We start from the raw sequence: 14,988 nt of genomic DNA on the forward strand, positions 1-14,988 counted from the left end.
CCCCAGATTAATGACTCGATCGAGCCGCGAGGTCGTCCTCGCAATGCGCCATAGAGTGCCAATCATTAATCCGGGGATCAAGTTGTGGCTCAGTCGGCGACGGGCCGTGCCGCCAGTTTTCGATCTTCTTTCTCGCTCATGCGACGGAAATACGTTGAGAGCAGCGCCCCGGAAATGTTGTGCCACACGCTGAACAAAGCGCTCGGCACCGCCGCCAGCGGGGAGAAGTGGGCACTGGCCAACGCAGCGCCCAAACCGGAGTTTTGCATGCCGACTTCCAGCGCGAGGGATTTGCGTTGCGCCAGTGGTAGCTTGAACAGGCGCCCGGTGAAGTAACCCAGCAGATACCCGAAGCTGTTGTGCAGCATCACCACCGCCATGATCAGCAGGCCGGACTCGGCGATCTTCGCCTGGCTGGCGGCCACCACGGCGGTGACGATGATCACGATGCTCACCACCGAAATCAGCGGCAAGACTTCCTCGGCATGACGCACCTTGGCGCCGAGCACGCGTTGAGCCACCACGCCAAGAATGATCGGCAACAGCACCACTTGCAGAATCGACCAGAACAGCTCCATGAAGGACACCGGCAACCAGGCCGACGCCAGCAGCCAGATCAGTGTCGGGGTCAGCAGTGGGGCGAGGAGGGTGGTGACGGCGGCGATGGCCACTGACAGCGCCAGATCGCCGCGCGCCAGCCAGGTCATCACGTTCGACGAGGTACCGCTTGGGCAGCAACCGACCAGGATAACGCCGACGGCGATTTCCGGTGGCAGGTGGAACGCCTGGCAGAGCAACCACGCCACACCGGGCATGATCACGAAATGGGCAACCACGCCCAAGGCCACGCGCCACGGATGGCGGGCGACTTCGGCGAAGTCTTCAAGTTTGAGGGTCAGGCCCATGCCGAACATCACCAACCCCAGCAGCGGCACGATCGCGCCTTTGAGGCCGATGAACCAGGCCGGTTGCAGGAACGCCACGACTGCAAAAATCAGTACCCAGTAAGCAAAAGTGTTGCCGACAAAACGACTCAATGCAGCCAGTGCGCGCATGGCTTGATCCTTATTATTCAGTAGCAATCCCAGGGTGGAATTCAATCATTGTGGGAGCCGGGCTTGCCCGCGATAGCGGTGTATCAGTCAGCCGATTGATAGCTGACTGATCGCCATCGCGGGCAAGCCCGGCTCCCACAATTAGTTCGGTTTCGTTAGTAGAAACCGGTTGTTATCAGATCCCCTGCGGCGTCTCTTCGCCGCCCAGCGCTTCTACCAGTGCCGGCAGGAAGTCACCGAAAGTCAGCATCATCAACGTGAAACTGGCGTCCAGTTGACCCAGGGCCTCTTCGCCGCCGTCCTGTTCGGCCTGGTCTTGCAGCAGGTCTTCGAACTTCAGGCGCTTGACCACCATCTTGTCGTCGAGCACGAAAGACAGTTTGTCCTGCCAGGCCAGCGACAACTGAGTGACCACTTTGCCGGTGCTCAGGTGCAGCTGGATTTCTTCGCTGGTCAGGTCTTGACGCTTGCAGCGCACGATGCCGCCGTCTTCGTGGGTATCACGCAGCTCGCATTCGTCCAGCACGAAGAAATCGTCCGCCGCTTTCTGCGTGGTGACCCATTCGGTCATGGTGGCGGTCGGCGACATTTTTACGGTCAGTGGACGTACTGGCAGGGTGCCGATCACTTCGCGCAGGGTGGACAGCAGGTCTTCGGCACGTTTCGGACTGGCCGAGTTGACGAGGATCAGGCCCTGCTTCGGTGCAATGGCGGCGAACGTCGAGGAGCGGCGAATAAAGGCACGAGGCAGGAAAGCCTGGATGATTTCATCCTTGATCTGGTCGCGTTCTTTTTTGTAGACCTTGCGCATTTGCTCGGCTTCGATCTCGTCGACCTTTTCCTTCACAGCGTCGCGCACGACGCTGCCCGGCAAAATGCGTTCTTCTTTACGCGCCGAGACCAGCAGGAAGTCGCCGCTGACGTGAACCAGCGGCGCATCTTCGCCTTTACCGAATGGCGCGACGAAACCGTAGGTGGTCAACTCCTGGCTTGCACATGGACGCGCCAGTTTGGTGGCCAGTGCAGTTTCCAACGCCTCGGCATCAACAGGCAGATCTTGGGTCAGGCGATAGATAAGCAGGTTTTTGAACCACATGGGGTAAGTCTCTCCTTATATACAAAGGTGGGCATTATTCTCTTAGCGGCGCCATAGGCCAACCCTTCGCTAAGCCTTTGGAAGGCCTGAGAAAATTATTTAAAAAAGTGCTTGCCAGAGGTGAGGTCGCTCCGTAGAATGCGCGCCACACCGAACGTGAAGGGTGATTAGCTCAGCTGGGAGAGCGTCTGCCTTACAAGCAGAATGTCGGCGGTTCGATCCCGTCATCACCCACCATTCGCATTCAGTGTTACGCGCAGCGGTAGTTCAGTCGGTTAGAATACCGGCCTGTCACGCCGGGGGTCGCGGGTTCGAGTCCCGTCCGCTGCGCCATATTCGGTAACCTGGAACGCTGAACGCCAGGTCACCACGGAAAAGCCCGCTAACGCGGGTTTTTTTCTGTCTGAAGTTTGCATGTTGTTCCTGTGGGTTGCGTCGTTTCACTGGTTTTTAGATTTATTTGAAAAATTATTCAATTAAATCAACACTTTACGAAAACCTGTGGCATAATGTGCCCCGCAACGAAGGTAAAGGGTGATTAGCTCAGCTGGGAGAGCGTCTGCCTTACAAGCAGAATGTCGGCGGTTCGATCCCGTCATCACCCACCACTTTCAACGCTACGCGCAGCGGTAGTTCAGTCGGTTAGAATACCGGCCTGTCACGCCGGGGGTCGCGGGTTCGAGTCCCGTCCGCTGCGCCATATTCGGTAACCTGGAACACTGAACGCCAGGTCACCACACAGAAAGCCCGCTTAATGCGGGCTTTTTGCTGTCCGGGGTTTGGCAATTGCCGGGCCTCCACAAAAAAAGCGACCTGTCCGGGTCGCTTTTTCGTTTCTATCGGCTTATTGCTCAGCGTTGCGACTGTGCCGGTAGTCGCTCACGGCTTCATACACCGCCTTACGCAGACGGTTGATGCCGCCAATCGGCCGATGAGCCTCCAGGCCAAACCACGGATTGAACGACTGGTTGTCGCATTGCAGGTTCAGCGCTGGCGTGTCGAAGTCCTGCGCGGGGACTTTGATCCGCGCCACGGTCTGGAACGGCGCCTCGTTTTCACTCCATTCGATGCTGGTGTCTTCGATGGGCATGTAGTGGCTTGGGTCCTGGCGCTGAATCTGCAAGACGAAACAGGCCGGCACCCGATCCGTAGATAATTGCTGGTTCAGCGCGTTGCGCAGAAAGTTCGGCAATTTCTGGTTTTGCGCGGGCAGGGTGTAGGCCGGGCAGCTATCCGGGTCCGGTATCACCCGGAACTTGGCATTGGCTTCACCAAACTTGTAGGGCGACACCGAAAAGTAGGTGGTCCGGGTTGGACTTTCCGGAGCAGGCGACAAGGTCGCCAACGCGATAAACAGATGGCGAACCTGCCAACTGCGCGGGTCCCACCCCGGAAAAAACGCCATCAGCTTCTTGCCGTCAGCCTGAGCCGCCACATTCTGACGATACTCGGCGACATCGCTGACGAAAAAATTCGGGTGACTGAACATCACGAAGTCCTGTTCGGCGCGACGCTGTTGGTCGGCGAGCAGCTGTTTACCAGGCACATCAAGCAATTTGATCGCCATGCCCCGGGCATCGCGAATACTGTCGAACTGCGGATACGCATTGCCGTTGGACAAGCGCATCGTCGCTTGCCAGGTTTTGCCGGGCTCGCTGAACACACCTTGGCGCATCTCTCCAGCCAGGTCCGGCAACACCTGAACTTCGGCTTTCACGCAGCCATGGGCCTTGGCATGGGCGTCGCGCAGGTAGCGGGTGGGCTCGCGGTGTTGATCGACAATGCGCACGGCCGTCTGAATCACGTCCTGGGTCATCGCGGCTTCGCCTTCCGGAATCAATTCATCTGCCGAAACCGGGCCACTGTGCTGCCAGGCAAACCACGCCGTGGCCAGCGCCCAGGCGAGCACGCCAAGACCCAGCAGCCACAGAAGGGTTTTGCCGAGAAAAGCGCCCAAGCGCATCCAAAGTGTGCTCATGGCAATTGTGTCTCCAGCGGGCCGCCCAATACTTTCAGGTATTCCAGCAGCGCCCAGCGTTCCTCTGGCAGCAGCAGACGACCAATCACGCCATTGCCGCGCTGGCCGGCACGGAACTCGTGGCCGCTGTTGTGATTGCCGGTGATGCGTGTGTCGAACACAAAGCCATCGGTAAAGGCCTCGGTGCGATAACCAAGGTGTTGGGGGTCGTACTCGAACGTACCTTTATAGAAGGTGGTGGCGCGTTCATCCTGAGGCGAGAGCAATTGATAAATGCTCGGTACTGAGCCGTTGTGCAGAAAGGGCGCCGTCGCCCAGACACCCGCCAACGGTCGTGCCTTGTAGGCGCGCAATTCCCGCACACCAATCGGCAGGCCGAAACCATTCATGGCAGGTTGTTCCTCCGTGGGAATTTTCGCGTCGCGGTAGGCGCGGTTGCCAACGAAAGCGGTGATGTAGGCCAACCCTTTGGCCGACGACAGCTTGCTCAAGTCCAGCGGTTCAGTGGGTGTCGGCTGTAGGTGAACGTCCAGTTGTTTCAGCTCAGTCACATCCCATTGCAAGGCGCTCAAGTCAAAACGATGGTCGGCAATGTTGTTGGCGGCCCCCGGGTCTGTGCCAATGACATCCACCGGCAGCATTTTCAGATGCTGCACCCAGCGTCCGTCACTTTCGACCGAGCGCGGTATATGGCAACCGGCGCAATTTTCACTGAACAACTCGCGACCCTTGGCGGCCAGGGGCTTGTCGACAGCACCGAGCAATGCTTCAGGCCAGGCCGGTGGTTTGAGTCGTTGCAGGGTTTGTTCGATCTGGTGCAGGTCGCGCAGTCGGACACTCGACGGGTAGCGCTCATCGCCTTTAAGCGGCTGGCCGCTGGCATCGAAGAAGCTCAGGGTGGCGCCCACGCCCAACGATTCGCCGATGTTGCGGGCCATGGGTTGTTGCGCCGAACCGTTCCATTGCACCCAATTGAACGTCCACATGTCCCACAGCTGCGGGTAGTCCACCGGGGCGTTAGCCACGCGGTAGTTGTCGGCGGAAATCGCATCGCCGAAGGCCGCATTGGCGATGCGCCCGAAGGCGTCGGTGCGGCCCGGTCCTTCCTCGGTGGGGTAGAGCCCACGGTGGGTGTCGTTCCAGGCAACTTTGACGAAGGTCAGGAGAGACGCCCTGAAGTCATTGCGCAGCTGTTGATGTCGGGCGTCGTAGTCCTCGCCCAGCACGTTGCGGGCGAAGCGCTCGAATTTCCAGGGGTTGAGGTAAGTCGAGGTCAGACTGGCGACCAGCGCTTGTCCGAAACTGCCCCCTTTCAATGTAGGCACACTGGAAGGCAACACATGCTGTGCCGAGCCACCGTCAATGCGAATCGCCTGGCCTTTGAAGCGCAATTCGCCCGTATGGCAGGCCGCGCACGTGATGTCGAGAAACTCGTCCTGACTGCCGGGGTTTTTGTGACGGGCAAACCCGACGGGCAGATTGCCGGGGTTGTCGGGTGTGGCTTTCAGGCCAGGGTCGATCAGGAAACCAAAGCGTGCGAGGTAGTCCGGCGAAGCGAATCGTTGCTGCGAGAAGGGCAGCTCGAGGGCGTTGAACCAGTCATAGTGCAAGCCTTTGACCTGAGTGCCTTGAGGGGTGAAATAGTAAGTCTGGCGGTCCTCTGCGCTCCATTGCTCCAGGTAATGCACCTGTTGAGCGGGCGACCAGCTCGGTAACTTGGGGTTGGCGACGTAGTACAACGCTACGGTCAGGCCAAGACCCAGCAATACAGCGACCAGCATTAAGAGGCGAGATAAGAGGCGCAAGATGAACTTCCTTGTCGAGTTGTAGCTCTCTTATGCCTCAGTGTCTGAGGTGCGGCAAGTGGCCATTACGCCATGTTATGGGATCCGGGATCAGTGTCTGTAGGAGTCAGATGACAGAAGCTTCATCATCCCATTGCTCAAATGGGTTAAAACACCTGAACTTATCAGAAGTTTCCCGCTCTCATGCCGGTAGCCATTGGTCGTGGCCGCCTGATAAGCTCGCGGCTTTACTCGATTGCCCTTTAGGCGCATGAACAAGGAAATAGCATGAAACAGCATCGGTTGGCGGCGGCGGTAGCCCTGGTTAGCCTGGTACTCGCGGGTTGTGATTCGCAGACCAGCGTAGAGCTGAAAACTCCGGCGCAAAAAGCTTCCTACGGCATTGGCCTGAACATGGGCAAAAGCCTGGCTCAGGAAGGCATGGATGACCTGGATTCCAAGGCCGTAGCCCAGGGCATCGAAGATGCCGTCGGCAAGAAAGAGCAGAAACTCAAAGACGAGGAGCTGGTCGAAGCCTTCGCCGCGCTGCAAAAGCGTGCTGAAGAGCGTATGGCCAAGATGAGCGAAGAGTCGGCCGCTGCCGGCAAGAAGTTCCTCGAAGAAAACGCCAAGAAGGCCGGCGTAGTGACCACCGCTTCGGGCTTGCAATACGAAGTGGAAAAGAAAGCCGATGGCGCACAGCCTAAGCCGACTGATGTAGTGACCGTTCACTACACCGGCAAGCTGACCAACGGCACCGTTTTCGACAGCTCCGTCGAGCGCGGTAGCCCGATCGATCTGCCGGTCAGCGGTGTGATCCCGGGTTGGGTCGAAGGCCTGCAACTGATGCACGTTGGCGAGAAGTACAAACTGTACATCCCTAGCGAACTGGCTTACGGCGCCCAAAGCCCAAGCCCGGCAATTCCAGCCAACTCGGTGCTGGTGTTTGACCTGGAACTGCTGGCGATCAAAGATCCAGCCAAAGAAGACGCCGCCAAGTAATCTGCGTCTGCTTTGACAACAACGCCTCGCTTAATGCGGGGCGTTGTTGCATCTGGCGTTTAGCGAAGGTAAACAAAGCGAACGGTTGCTGTACGCTGGAGTCATAGCCATTGAAGAGGCCCGTGCTAGCGGTGCCGGCGCTCCAAGTCAATGAAATCTTGGGTTTTTTTATGTGAGTAAAAAACGCCCGATCTGAGCGAGACCCTTATGAAACGGGGGTTTCAGCCGTGAAATGCAGCTCTGTTCACAAGGTTATCCACAATTTGTGTGGATAACATTTCAGTGGGAGGAATGATGAAAGCACCCTGGAGTTTCGCTCGATTCTTGCCACTCGCCGGGCGCCTGCTCGCACGCGGGCGTTTGCCGACGCTGCTGTTCGCTGTCGCCAGCAAAGGTGCCAGCCAGGGTAATCGCCTGGGCAAGGTCAAAGACGATTTGCGCTTGTTGCAGGCACTGTGCCTGGCCTACTGGCGTGGGGAGTACCGTGCCATCAGCCCGAAGGCGCTGATCTCGGTGGTCGCAGGCCTGATGTATTTCCTCAGTCCGGTGGATGCCATTCCGGATTTCCTTCCCGTGTTCGGCATGCTCGATGACATCGCAGTGCTGGCCTGGCTGATGAAAGTGCTCGACGACGAACTCAACGCCTTCCGCCTCTGGCGCAAACGTCAGGTGCCGGAAAAGCTGGCGGTGGTCGAGCGTCTGCCTGACACCCCGGAAAAACTTCAGCTTCAGGGCCCGAGAAAACACTGAACTGATTGAGAATCCCCCTTTATTCATACCCCCGCGCGACCTTGGCCGCTGTTAGGATTACACTTCTAGGGAAAAGTGCCGACTCGCTAAGTGTCGTTGTCCTACGGGGAAGTCATGGATATTCAGATAATCACACGCGAAGGCGAGCCCGAGTATGCAGTTTTACCGTGGGCTCAATATCAGGCTCTACTGAAAGCAGCAGGCATCAACGAGCAACCGCCACGCGAAGCGCCAGTGCCTCACGTGGCAACACCAGAACCGATTCTTCCCGGTCTGGATCAACTACGCAGTTTGCGCGAAGGGAAGGGCATCGCCATTGAAGCGTTGGCCCGCACGGTAGGCATCAGCCCGTCTTATCTGGCCTTGATCGAAAGTGGCGAGCGTCAACCCGACGCTGCGATTCGCCGCAGCCTGGCCTGGGAATTGACGGTGCCAGGGTGGAGGGATGAATCGTGAGCGTACGCATCAGTCGTCAACATTGGGACGGATTGCTTGGGGAGCTGGATCAGGCGCGACGTCAGCGCCATCTCTTGACGTATCGAGCGTTGCTGGAGCGTTTGCAATTGCCCACGCCGGCCATGCAAACCCTGACGGCAGCCCTTGAACATCTGGCCGCACTGGATGCCAGGGCCGAACAGCCGTTGCGCAGTTCGCTGGTAATCAGCCAGGGTGCCAGCCGTCTGCCGCGCACCGGCTTCTTCGAATGTGTCGAGCGTCTGGGGCGTTTTTCCGGACCGTCTGACGGTGTCGCCGCCGCGTCCTGGCATGCATCGGAAGTGGTGCGAGTGTTCGAATACGAATACCCCGAATCGGCAGAGGCCTGAGTGTTTTTAAAGCTCAAGGCGCGGGCTGGTTACTGGCTGGCTCGCCGTTTGTTTCATTGGTCATGGTTTGTGCGCCAGCCGCGGGGCTGGCACTGGCTGGAAGGCCAGTTCGCACGCATGGCGAACCTGGGTGACGTTGGCGCTCAGAGCTTCTATGGCCACATTTTGACCTTTCGCGGTGTCGGGCTGGGTGCTCGTGAAGAGGGCGTTCGACTGCTGCGCCTGGCGGCGTTGGCGGGTGACGGCAAGGCCGCCTACCAGGTCGGTGTGATCAGCCTGGCCGGCACGCCGAGCAAGGCGCCGGACCCACTTGAAGCCGCGCGCTGGTGGGGCATGGCCGCCAAGGCCGGGCATCCATTGGCCGAGCTCAAATTGAAAGAGCTGGCGTCTCGCGGTCCTACACAGTAACTCCCAAAAAATTGTTTGATAAATGAACGTGGCGTGAGGGCGAACTCACGCCACGTTTTTGTTTGTGCCTGTCTGGCGTTTTGTGAGGGCGAATTAGAGATTTGCCCTACGGCCATTGCCTACTTCCCTGACTTCTTTCCGGTTTGATCCCCGGCAAAGTCTCGCGCGCCCATTTTCTGCGCGAGGGATTGCCCATGATTGACCCGATTGTTCACCCGCACATCGCCCGCATCGAGCAGGAACTCGACAGTTTTCCAGACACGCTTTCGCTATACCGCGAGCAGCTCAAGCGCTGGTTTAACCGAACGGCGGACACGGCCAGTCACGCCGTGGATATGCCTGCGCTGATGGGTATGGAACGGCTGATCAAACTGGGCAATACCACGACGGCGGTGAGCAGTGGCGATGCGGATTTTCTGTCCAGTGTGGCGCAGTGTCCGGCAGGCGGCATTCTGCAGATCGAGAGCAAGTTCGAGTCGGTTTATGACATCCCGTTGGGGAATATTTCGGTGGATGTGATTGCCAAGGATGGCGGCGAGATTAAATCGGTCAAGCTCGATGAAAACGGTAAAGGGCAGTTCGAAGGGATACCCGGCAAGTTCTACCGCGTGCATGTTCAGAGCGAGGTCACGCCTGAGCAAATTGATGAGCTTTTTGCCTCCTATGACGGCCTGAGCAAAGAGCTGGACGGGTGGCTGCGCAGCGAGTGGCAAGGGTTCAAACCGCAGTGGTCGCAATCGGCTTTTGCTGCGGCGGGCAACGGCATGCTCGCCGGGAGTTGGGCGGCGGTGGTCGGGGTGTGGGACAGCATCAGCCTGCTGTCGGACATTCTTAAGGATCCTCGCAAGTTCGCTGAGCGGTTGGGCAGTGGTGCCGATCACTTGGTCGAACTGGCTGAACAATTTCCGGCCACGATGGAGAAGGTTCAGTTGCTGGCCAGCGACGAAGCGGCGCTGTGTTTGCTGCTGCGCACAGCCAGCTTGTGGTTGGAGATGCTGCCGCCGAGTGTGGTTGCGGGTGAATCGACAAAGATCACCAGCCATGTGATTGCCTCATTACTGATCGACCTGTTGATCGCTTCTGCGCTGGTGTCCACGCGAGTCGGAATACCCGTCGCCAAAGCCTATTTAACCTCCCGCGGACTTCATTACGGAAAGGTTCTGTCCGGTCTCGCGATACGTTTTGTCGAGGCCACCTTCAACATCCTCAACCGCTTCATGAAGTACGTCGACCACTACAAAACCGTCGCCGCCCGCGGCGGCGCGGCCGGCCTGAAAAAGGGCCGGATGCAGCTGCGCTGGGAGCCCAAACGCAACACCACCCTCAAGCAAAACGAACTCCACGACGACGCCTCAAAACAAGCCACCAACCCCAACGGCGACAGTGCCGATTCCGCTGCCAACACCGCCACCAACAAATGCCCGGTGTCGATGGTCACCGGCGAAGAACTGCTGACCCTCACTGACGGTACGCTGGACGGCCTCCTGCCGTTCGACTTCACCCGGCTCTACCGCACCAGCGCTGCCGAGCTCGATAGCGGCCTCGGTTTCGGCTGGAGTCATTCCTTATCCCATCGACTGGAAATCGATGGCGACAGCGTCATCTGGATTGACCACGAAAACCGTCGCAGCGCTTTCCCACTGCCGAGCAGCGAGCGTCCGGCCATCCACAACAGCCTGTCGCGTGCGGCGATTTACCTCGGTACTGAACCGCAAGAACTGATCCTCGCCCAGGCCGGCGACGACACGCGCTTTTACCATTTTCACCACGGCCAACTCACGGCGATCAGTGACGCCTACGCCAACCGCTTGCGCATCACCCGCGACCGCCAGGCGCGCATTCAGCGCCTCGACAACGGTGCCGGTCGCGCCTTGCTGTTGCGTTATGAACGCAATCATCTGGTCGCCGTCGACTATCAGGTATTTGCCCCGACGCAGACCCTCGAAGCGTCCTGGCAGACCGAGCAAACATTGGTCAGTTACACCTACGACGAACGCGCACAGCTTATCGAAGCGACCAACGCCGCCGACGAAAGCGAGCGCTACGACTACGACGACCAGCACGTCATCCTCCAGCGGCAACTGGCCGGCGGGGCGAGTTTTTTCTGGGAGTGGGAGCGCTCCGGCAAGGCGGCACGCTGCATCCGCCACTGGGCCTCGTTTGCGCAGATGGACGCGCGCTACGTCTGGGATGACGCCGGTAGCGTCACCGTCCACAACATCGATGGCAGCGAAGAAGTTTACGTCCACGACGAGCGTGCGCGGCTGGTGCGCAAGGTCGACCTGGACGGTGGCGAACAGCTCAAGGCCTACGACGAGCAAGGGCGGCTGATCGCCGAGCAGGATGCGCTCGGCGCCGTCACCGAATACCGCTATGACGAAGTCGGACGCCTGGTGGCGCTGATTCCGCCAGAAGACGAGCCAACGGCCTACGAGTACCGCAACGGTTTCCTGCATGCGCGCTATCGCGGCCAAGCCATTTGGAAGTACCACCGTAACGCTCAGGGCGACGTCACTGAAGCGACCGACCCCGATGGCCAAAGCACCCATTACCACTACGATGCCCAAGGACGTTTGCTGTCGATCCGCTACCCGGACACCAGCCGCCATGTATTCGTCTGGAATGCCTTGGGGCAATTGCTCGAAGAGACCTTGCCGGACGGTGGTCAACGGCGCTTTTCCTACGATGCCTTGGGGCGGCAGCTTACCCGTCAGGACGAACATGGCGCCGTCACGAAGTACCAATGGGACGCCGTCGGTCGACTGATCCAGACGACCCTGCCGACAGGCGCCAGTCGCGCCTATAGCTACAACGCCTACGGAAAAGTCACCGCCGAACGCGACGAACTGGGGCGCGTCACGCGTTACGAGTACGTCGACGATCTGCACCTGGTCAGCCGCCGTCTCAACGCCGATGGCACTCAGCTGAAATATCGCTACGACAACGCGCAGCTGTTACTCACGGAAATCGAGAACGAATCCGGTGAAAAATATCAGCTGGACTACACGCCCAGCGGCCTGATCCGACAGGAAACCGGCTTCGACGGCCAACGCACCGCGTATGCCTACGACCTCAACGGGCATCTGCTGGAGAAAACCGAGTTCGGCGCTGATGGTTCGCAGCTCGTTACCGCCTATGAACGGGATGCGGCCGGGCGCTTGCTCGTCAAAACGCTGCCTGACGGCATCCGGGTCGAGTACCGCTACGACCGACTCGGTCGGCTGATTAGCGTCGACGACGGCCACGACCACCCGCTGGAATTCGAGTACGACCGACAGGACCGGCTGATCACCGAACATCAGGGCTGGGGCACGCTGCGTTATGCCTACGACGCCTGCGGCCTGCTCACGCGCCTGCGCCTGCCGGACAACAGCAAACTCGACTACCACCACGCCAAGGGCGGTACGCTGACCGCCGTCGACCTCAACGACACGCGGCTCACCAGCCATCAGTTTGCCTTCGGTCGCGAGCAGCGTCGCCAGCAAGGCCAGTTGCTCAGCGAATATGCCTACGACGATCAGGGTCGTTTGCAGGCTCACGCTGTCAGCCAACGGCAGAAATCGCTGTATCGACGCGATTTTGCCTACAGCGCCAACGGCAATCTCGACAGCATTGCCGACACCCGCCACGGCCAGCGCAATTACCAATACGACCCGCTCAACCGCCTGACGGGCGTGCGCCACACTCGCGACGACCCACCGGAAAGCTTCGCCCACGACCCGGCCGGCAACCTGCTGATGCAGGACCGACCCGGCGCCGCCAAAGTGCAGGGCAATCGCCTGCTCCTGCAAGGCGACCGCCACTACGATTACGACGCCTTCGGCAACCTGATCCGCGCACGTCGCGGCACCGCACAGAAACTCGTCACCGACTACCGCTACGACTGCCAGCACCGGCTCATCGGCGTCACCACCCCGGATGGACGCAACTCAAGTTATCGCTACGACGCCTTCGGCCGCCGCATCGCCAAAACCGTCGAAGGCCACACCACCGAATTCTTCTGGCAAGGCGATAACCTCATCGCCGAAAGCAGCCGCGAACACTACCGCAGCTACATCTACGAACCCGGCAGCTTCCGCCCGCTGGCGATGCTCGACGGCAAAGGCCCACACAAAGCTTGCCCGTTCTACTACCAACTCGACCACCTCGGCACACCGCAGGAACTGACCGATTTTGGCGGCGAAATCGTCTGGTCGGCGAAGTACAACGCCTACGGCAAAGTCACGCGCCTGGCGTTCGGCGGAGGCGAGCAGCTTGAGCAGCCGCTACGGTTTCAGGGGCAATACTTCGACGCCGAGAGCGGCCTGCACTACAACCGGCATCGGTACTATGATCCGGATGTTGGACGGTACCTGACGCCGGACCCGATCAAGTTGGCGGGTGGGCTGAACCAGTACCAGTACACGCCGAATCCGACGGGATGGGTTGATCCGTTGGGGTTGAGCGGGAACTGCCCGCCGCCGAATAAGCCTGGGTGTTCGGCGCCGGATGATACGACTGGCGCTAGGGTGGATGAGGGTGAACCGGCGCTTCCTACAATAATCAGCGGAGTAGATCCAGGCAGTTTAAAAAGAACTCATTCAATAGAGGGTAAAACTTCCACCAAGCAAGTAGAAGCTATAGCTGGAAAAATGCAAAAAAAAGGATATGACGACGATTGGCCAATTGATGTTGTGGAACATAATGGAAACCGCTATATAGTCGATGGGCACCATAGGGCTTCTGCGGCCAGACAAACCCACACTAAAGTCAGTATCGTATTGATTAAAGATATTGTAAGCCATCACAGTATTTTCAATAGTATCGATGAAGTTAAAGAGTCTGCCGATAATGTAGGGCATGATAGATTGGTGAGGGCAAGAAGATGAAAAACGAAGATTTAGAATGTTTGATTGATGACTTTCTGGCTCAGGTAGAAAAAGCTACAGACTTGCTTGAGGAACGATTTGGTAAAAAATGTATTCTGCGGCTGTGGCGAGCAAATGAAATTCCGCAGCGAGGTGAAATTTTAGATGGCATAAATTACGAATTGCATGGTGTTGGTTGTAGGGTGTATTTTCCGGAGATATGCGTTGATTTCGATTACGGGCCAGGCGAACGAGTCGATGGATTTGATGTGTGGAGACTATACATTTACGCATGTGAAGTTCCTCTGCTACACCCTAAATACATAGATCAGGATGCGGTGAAGCGAGACCTCAATGAATATATCAGTCTTGGAAAGGTAGAGAGGGTTTCTGGCTCTATGTCGAATCTCTACTTTAAGAGCGCAGTTAATTGGTGAGGATGTGTTTTTTATCTAGAATATCGATTTTGATGGTTTGTCGCGATAAGTAGCGGAGTAAAGGGGGGCGGATTATTTTTGCTGTCAGCTTCGAAGGTATTGGTAGCATTAATAAGAGCAACAAACAAATCCGTCCTCTTTTTGGTCCCGTTCTAAGTAATAGATACATCCGTCCCCTTTGTGGTCCTTTGTGAAAAATATTTAACGGGCTTCTACTTTGAAGATAGTGAAATCTACTCGATTTGATGATGTCGACCACGAAGTTGGATATGAGTACCGTGGTTGTAACTACGAAATACAGAACGAAGTGGATTTGTTTCTGATCAGAATTTACGATGATGAACCCGGACAGGCAACGGTAGTACGTCCGACTACGATATCTAAAAACGGTAATCTTAGAAAGATTGTTGAGTTTTTACAATCCGAGCTAGGAGTTTCCAAGATCAATCTCTACAAGGGCGAATTGGGGAGCTACGCCAAGATCGATCTTGATAGCTTGGCGTTCTGCTCCGTCTGAAGTCGGTAGCAAGAGAGTGGCAGGCGTTTTTACACACTCTGGGCCGCATTCTGTCGTTGCTGAGCGGCAGCTATAGGTGGTGGATTCAACAGGTGGCGAAATCAAGCCAAGCTGCAGTGGAGCCTTTCGCCACGTTTGCTTTTTTGAGCGAAATTTCTGGGCAAGCCCGTCGGAAGTTTCCTTCAACTCGTATCGGTTTCCATGAACTGGTGTGAATCGAATTCAACCGATAGCCTTTGATGGTCACTGAAAATTCAGTGGTGGGGTGTAGGAACCCTTCATAGCATCGG

11 protein-coding genes and 4 tRNA genes are annotated in these 14,988 nt (G+C 57.7%); 11 read left to right on the forward strand and 4 right to left on the reverse strand.

Annotated features, from left to right (window positions below; all coding sequences use genetic code 11):
- Positions 1-89: 89 nt before the first annotated feature.
- Both LOY55_RS08305 and rdgC read right to left on the reverse strand, forming a co-directional pair.
- Positions 90-1,055, reverse strand: coding sequence for a bile acid:sodium symporter family protein (locus LOY55_RS08305; RefSeq protein WP_223524127.1), 966 nt, complete (start codon positions 1,053-1,055; stop codon positions 90-92).
- 175 nt (positions 1,056-1,230) lie between these two features.
- Positions 1,231-2,151, reverse strand: a complete 921-nt coding sequence (gene rdgC, locus LOY55_RS08310; protein WP_046032934.1) for a recombination-associated protein RdgC — start codon at positions 2,149-2,151, stop codon at positions 1,231-1,233.
- Between the two features lie 161 nt (positions 2,152-2,312).
- On the opposite strand from rdgC, the gene LOY55_RS08315 reads away from it, so the two are divergent.
- From LOY55_RS08315 to LOY55_RS08330, 4 genes are all read left to right on the forward strand, one after another.
- Positions 2,313-2,388 (forward strand) — tRNA-Val (locus tag LOY55_RS08315).
- 19 nt (positions 2,389-2,407) lie between these two features.
- Positions 2,408-2,484: transfer RNA gene (locus tag LOY55_RS08320), tRNA-Asp, on the forward strand.
- A 199-nt stretch (positions 2,485-2,683) separates the two neighbouring features.
- A tRNA-Val gene (locus LOY55_RS08325) sits at positions 2,684-2,759 on the forward strand.
- A 15-nt stretch (positions 2,760-2,774) separates the two neighbouring features.
- Positions 2,775-2,851: transfer RNA gene (locus LOY55_RS08330), tRNA-Asp, on the forward strand.
- A 144-nt stretch (positions 2,852-2,995) separates the two neighbouring features.
- Here the strand turns inward: LOY55_RS08330 and LOY55_RS08335 are convergent.
- Both LOY55_RS08335 and LOY55_RS08340 read right to left on the reverse strand, forming a co-directional pair.
- Complete coding sequence (locus LOY55_RS08335) at positions 2,996-4,129, reverse strand: catalase family protein (RefSeq protein WP_109787724.1); 1,134 nt, start codon at positions 4,127-4,129, stop codon at positions 2,996-2,998.
- Positions 4,126-5,934, reverse strand: coding sequence for a di-heme-cytochrome C peroxidase (locus LOY55_RS08340; protein ID WP_223524125.1), 1,809 nt, complete (start codon positions 5,932-5,934; stop codon positions 4,126-4,128). Before LOY55_RS08340 ends, LOY55_RS08335 begins: the two co-directional genes overlap by 4 nt.
- Before the next feature lie 267 nt (positions 5,935-6,201).
- On the opposite strand from LOY55_RS08340, the gene LOY55_RS08345 reads away from it, so the two are divergent.
- The 7 genes from LOY55_RS08345 to LOY55_RS08375 all read left to right on the forward strand — a co-directional run bounded on the left by LOY55_RS08345 (position 6,202) and on the right by LOY55_RS08375 (position 14,181).
- Entirely contained in the window at positions 6,202-6,915 is a 714-nt protein-coding gene (locus tag LOY55_RS08345; protein ID WP_008060887.1) for an FKBP-type peptidyl-prolyl cis-trans isomerase, read from the forward strand.
- Between the two features lie 294 nt (positions 6,916-7,209).
- Positions 7,210-7,665, forward strand: a complete 456-nt coding sequence (locus LOY55_RS08350) for a YkvA family protein (RefSeq protein ID WP_046032937.1) — start codon at positions 7,210-7,212, stop codon at positions 7,663-7,665.
- A 114-nt stretch (positions 7,666-7,779) separates the two neighbouring features.
- A complete protein-coding gene (locus tag LOY55_RS08355) occupies positions 7,780-8,121 on the forward strand; it encodes a helix-turn-helix domain-containing protein (protein ID WP_223524122.1) in 342 nt (113 codons plus the stop codon).
- Entirely contained in the window at positions 8,118-8,489 is a 372-nt protein-coding gene (locus LOY55_RS08360; protein ID WP_007898892.1) for a hypothetical protein, read from the forward strand. The genes LOY55_RS08355 and LOY55_RS08360 overlap by 4 nt, the downstream gene beginning before the upstream one ends.
- Complete coding sequence (locus LOY55_RS08365; RefSeq protein ID WP_223524119.1) at positions 8,490-8,897, forward strand: sel1 repeat family protein; 408 nt, start codon at positions 8,490-8,492, stop codon at positions 8,895-8,897.
- Positions 8,898-9,091: 194 nt separating this feature from the next.
- A complete protein-coding gene (locus tag LOY55_RS08370) occupies positions 9,092-13,765 on the forward strand; it encodes an RHS repeat-associated core domain-containing protein (RefSeq protein WP_258667866.1) in 4,674 nt (1,557 codons plus the stop codon).
- Complete coding sequence (locus LOY55_RS08375; RefSeq protein ID WP_223522497.1) at positions 13,762-14,181, forward strand: DUF6896 domain-containing protein; 420 nt, start codon at positions 13,762-13,764, stop codon at positions 14,179-14,181. Before LOY55_RS08370 ends, LOY55_RS08375 begins: the two co-directional genes overlap by 4 nt.
- Positions 14,182-14,988: the final 807 nt, after the last annotated feature.

The sequence above is a fragment of the Pseudomonas sp. B21-040 genome, from assembly GCF_024748695.1.
Taxonomy (GTDB): domain Bacteria; phylum Pseudomonadota; class Gammaproteobacteria; order Pseudomonadales; family Pseudomonadaceae; genus Aquipseudomonas.

What these genes read in the sequence shown, in the direction of transcription:
- LOY55_RS08350 (WP_046032937.1), top strand. Translation starts at nt 7,210, where the DNA reads ATGAAAGCACCCTGGAGTTTCGCTCGATTCTTGCCACTCGCCGGGCGC.
- rdgC (WP_046032934.1), bottom strand. Translation starts at nt 2,151, where the DNA reads ATGTGGTTCAAAAACCTGCTTATCTATCGCCTGACCCAAGATCTGCCT.
- LOY55_RS08355 (WP_223524122.1), top strand. Translation starts at nt 7,780, where the DNA reads ATGGATATTCAGATAATCACACGCGAAGGCGAGCCCGAGTATGCAGTT.
- LOY55_RS08335 (WP_109787724.1), bottom strand. Translation starts at nt 4,129, where the DNA reads ATGAGCACACTTTGGATGCGCTTGGGCGCTTTTCTCGGCAAAACCCTT.
- LOY55_RS08345 (WP_008060887.1), top strand. Translation starts at nt 6,202, where the DNA reads ATGAAACAGCATCGGTTGGCGGCGGCGGTAGCCCTGGTTAGCCTGGTA.
- LOY55_RS08375 (WP_223522497.1), top strand. Translation starts at nt 13,762, where the DNA reads ATGAAAAACGAAGATTTAGAATGTTTGATTGATGACTTTCTGGCTCAG.
- LOY55_RS08305 (WP_223524127.1), bottom strand. Translation starts at nt 1,055, where the DNA reads ATGCGCGCACTGGCTGCATTGAGTCGTTTTGTCGGCAACACTTTTGCT.
- LOY55_RS08370 (WP_258667866.1), top strand. Translation starts at nt 9,092, where the DNA reads ATGATTGACCCGATTGTTCACCCGCACATCGCCCGCATCGAGCAGGAA.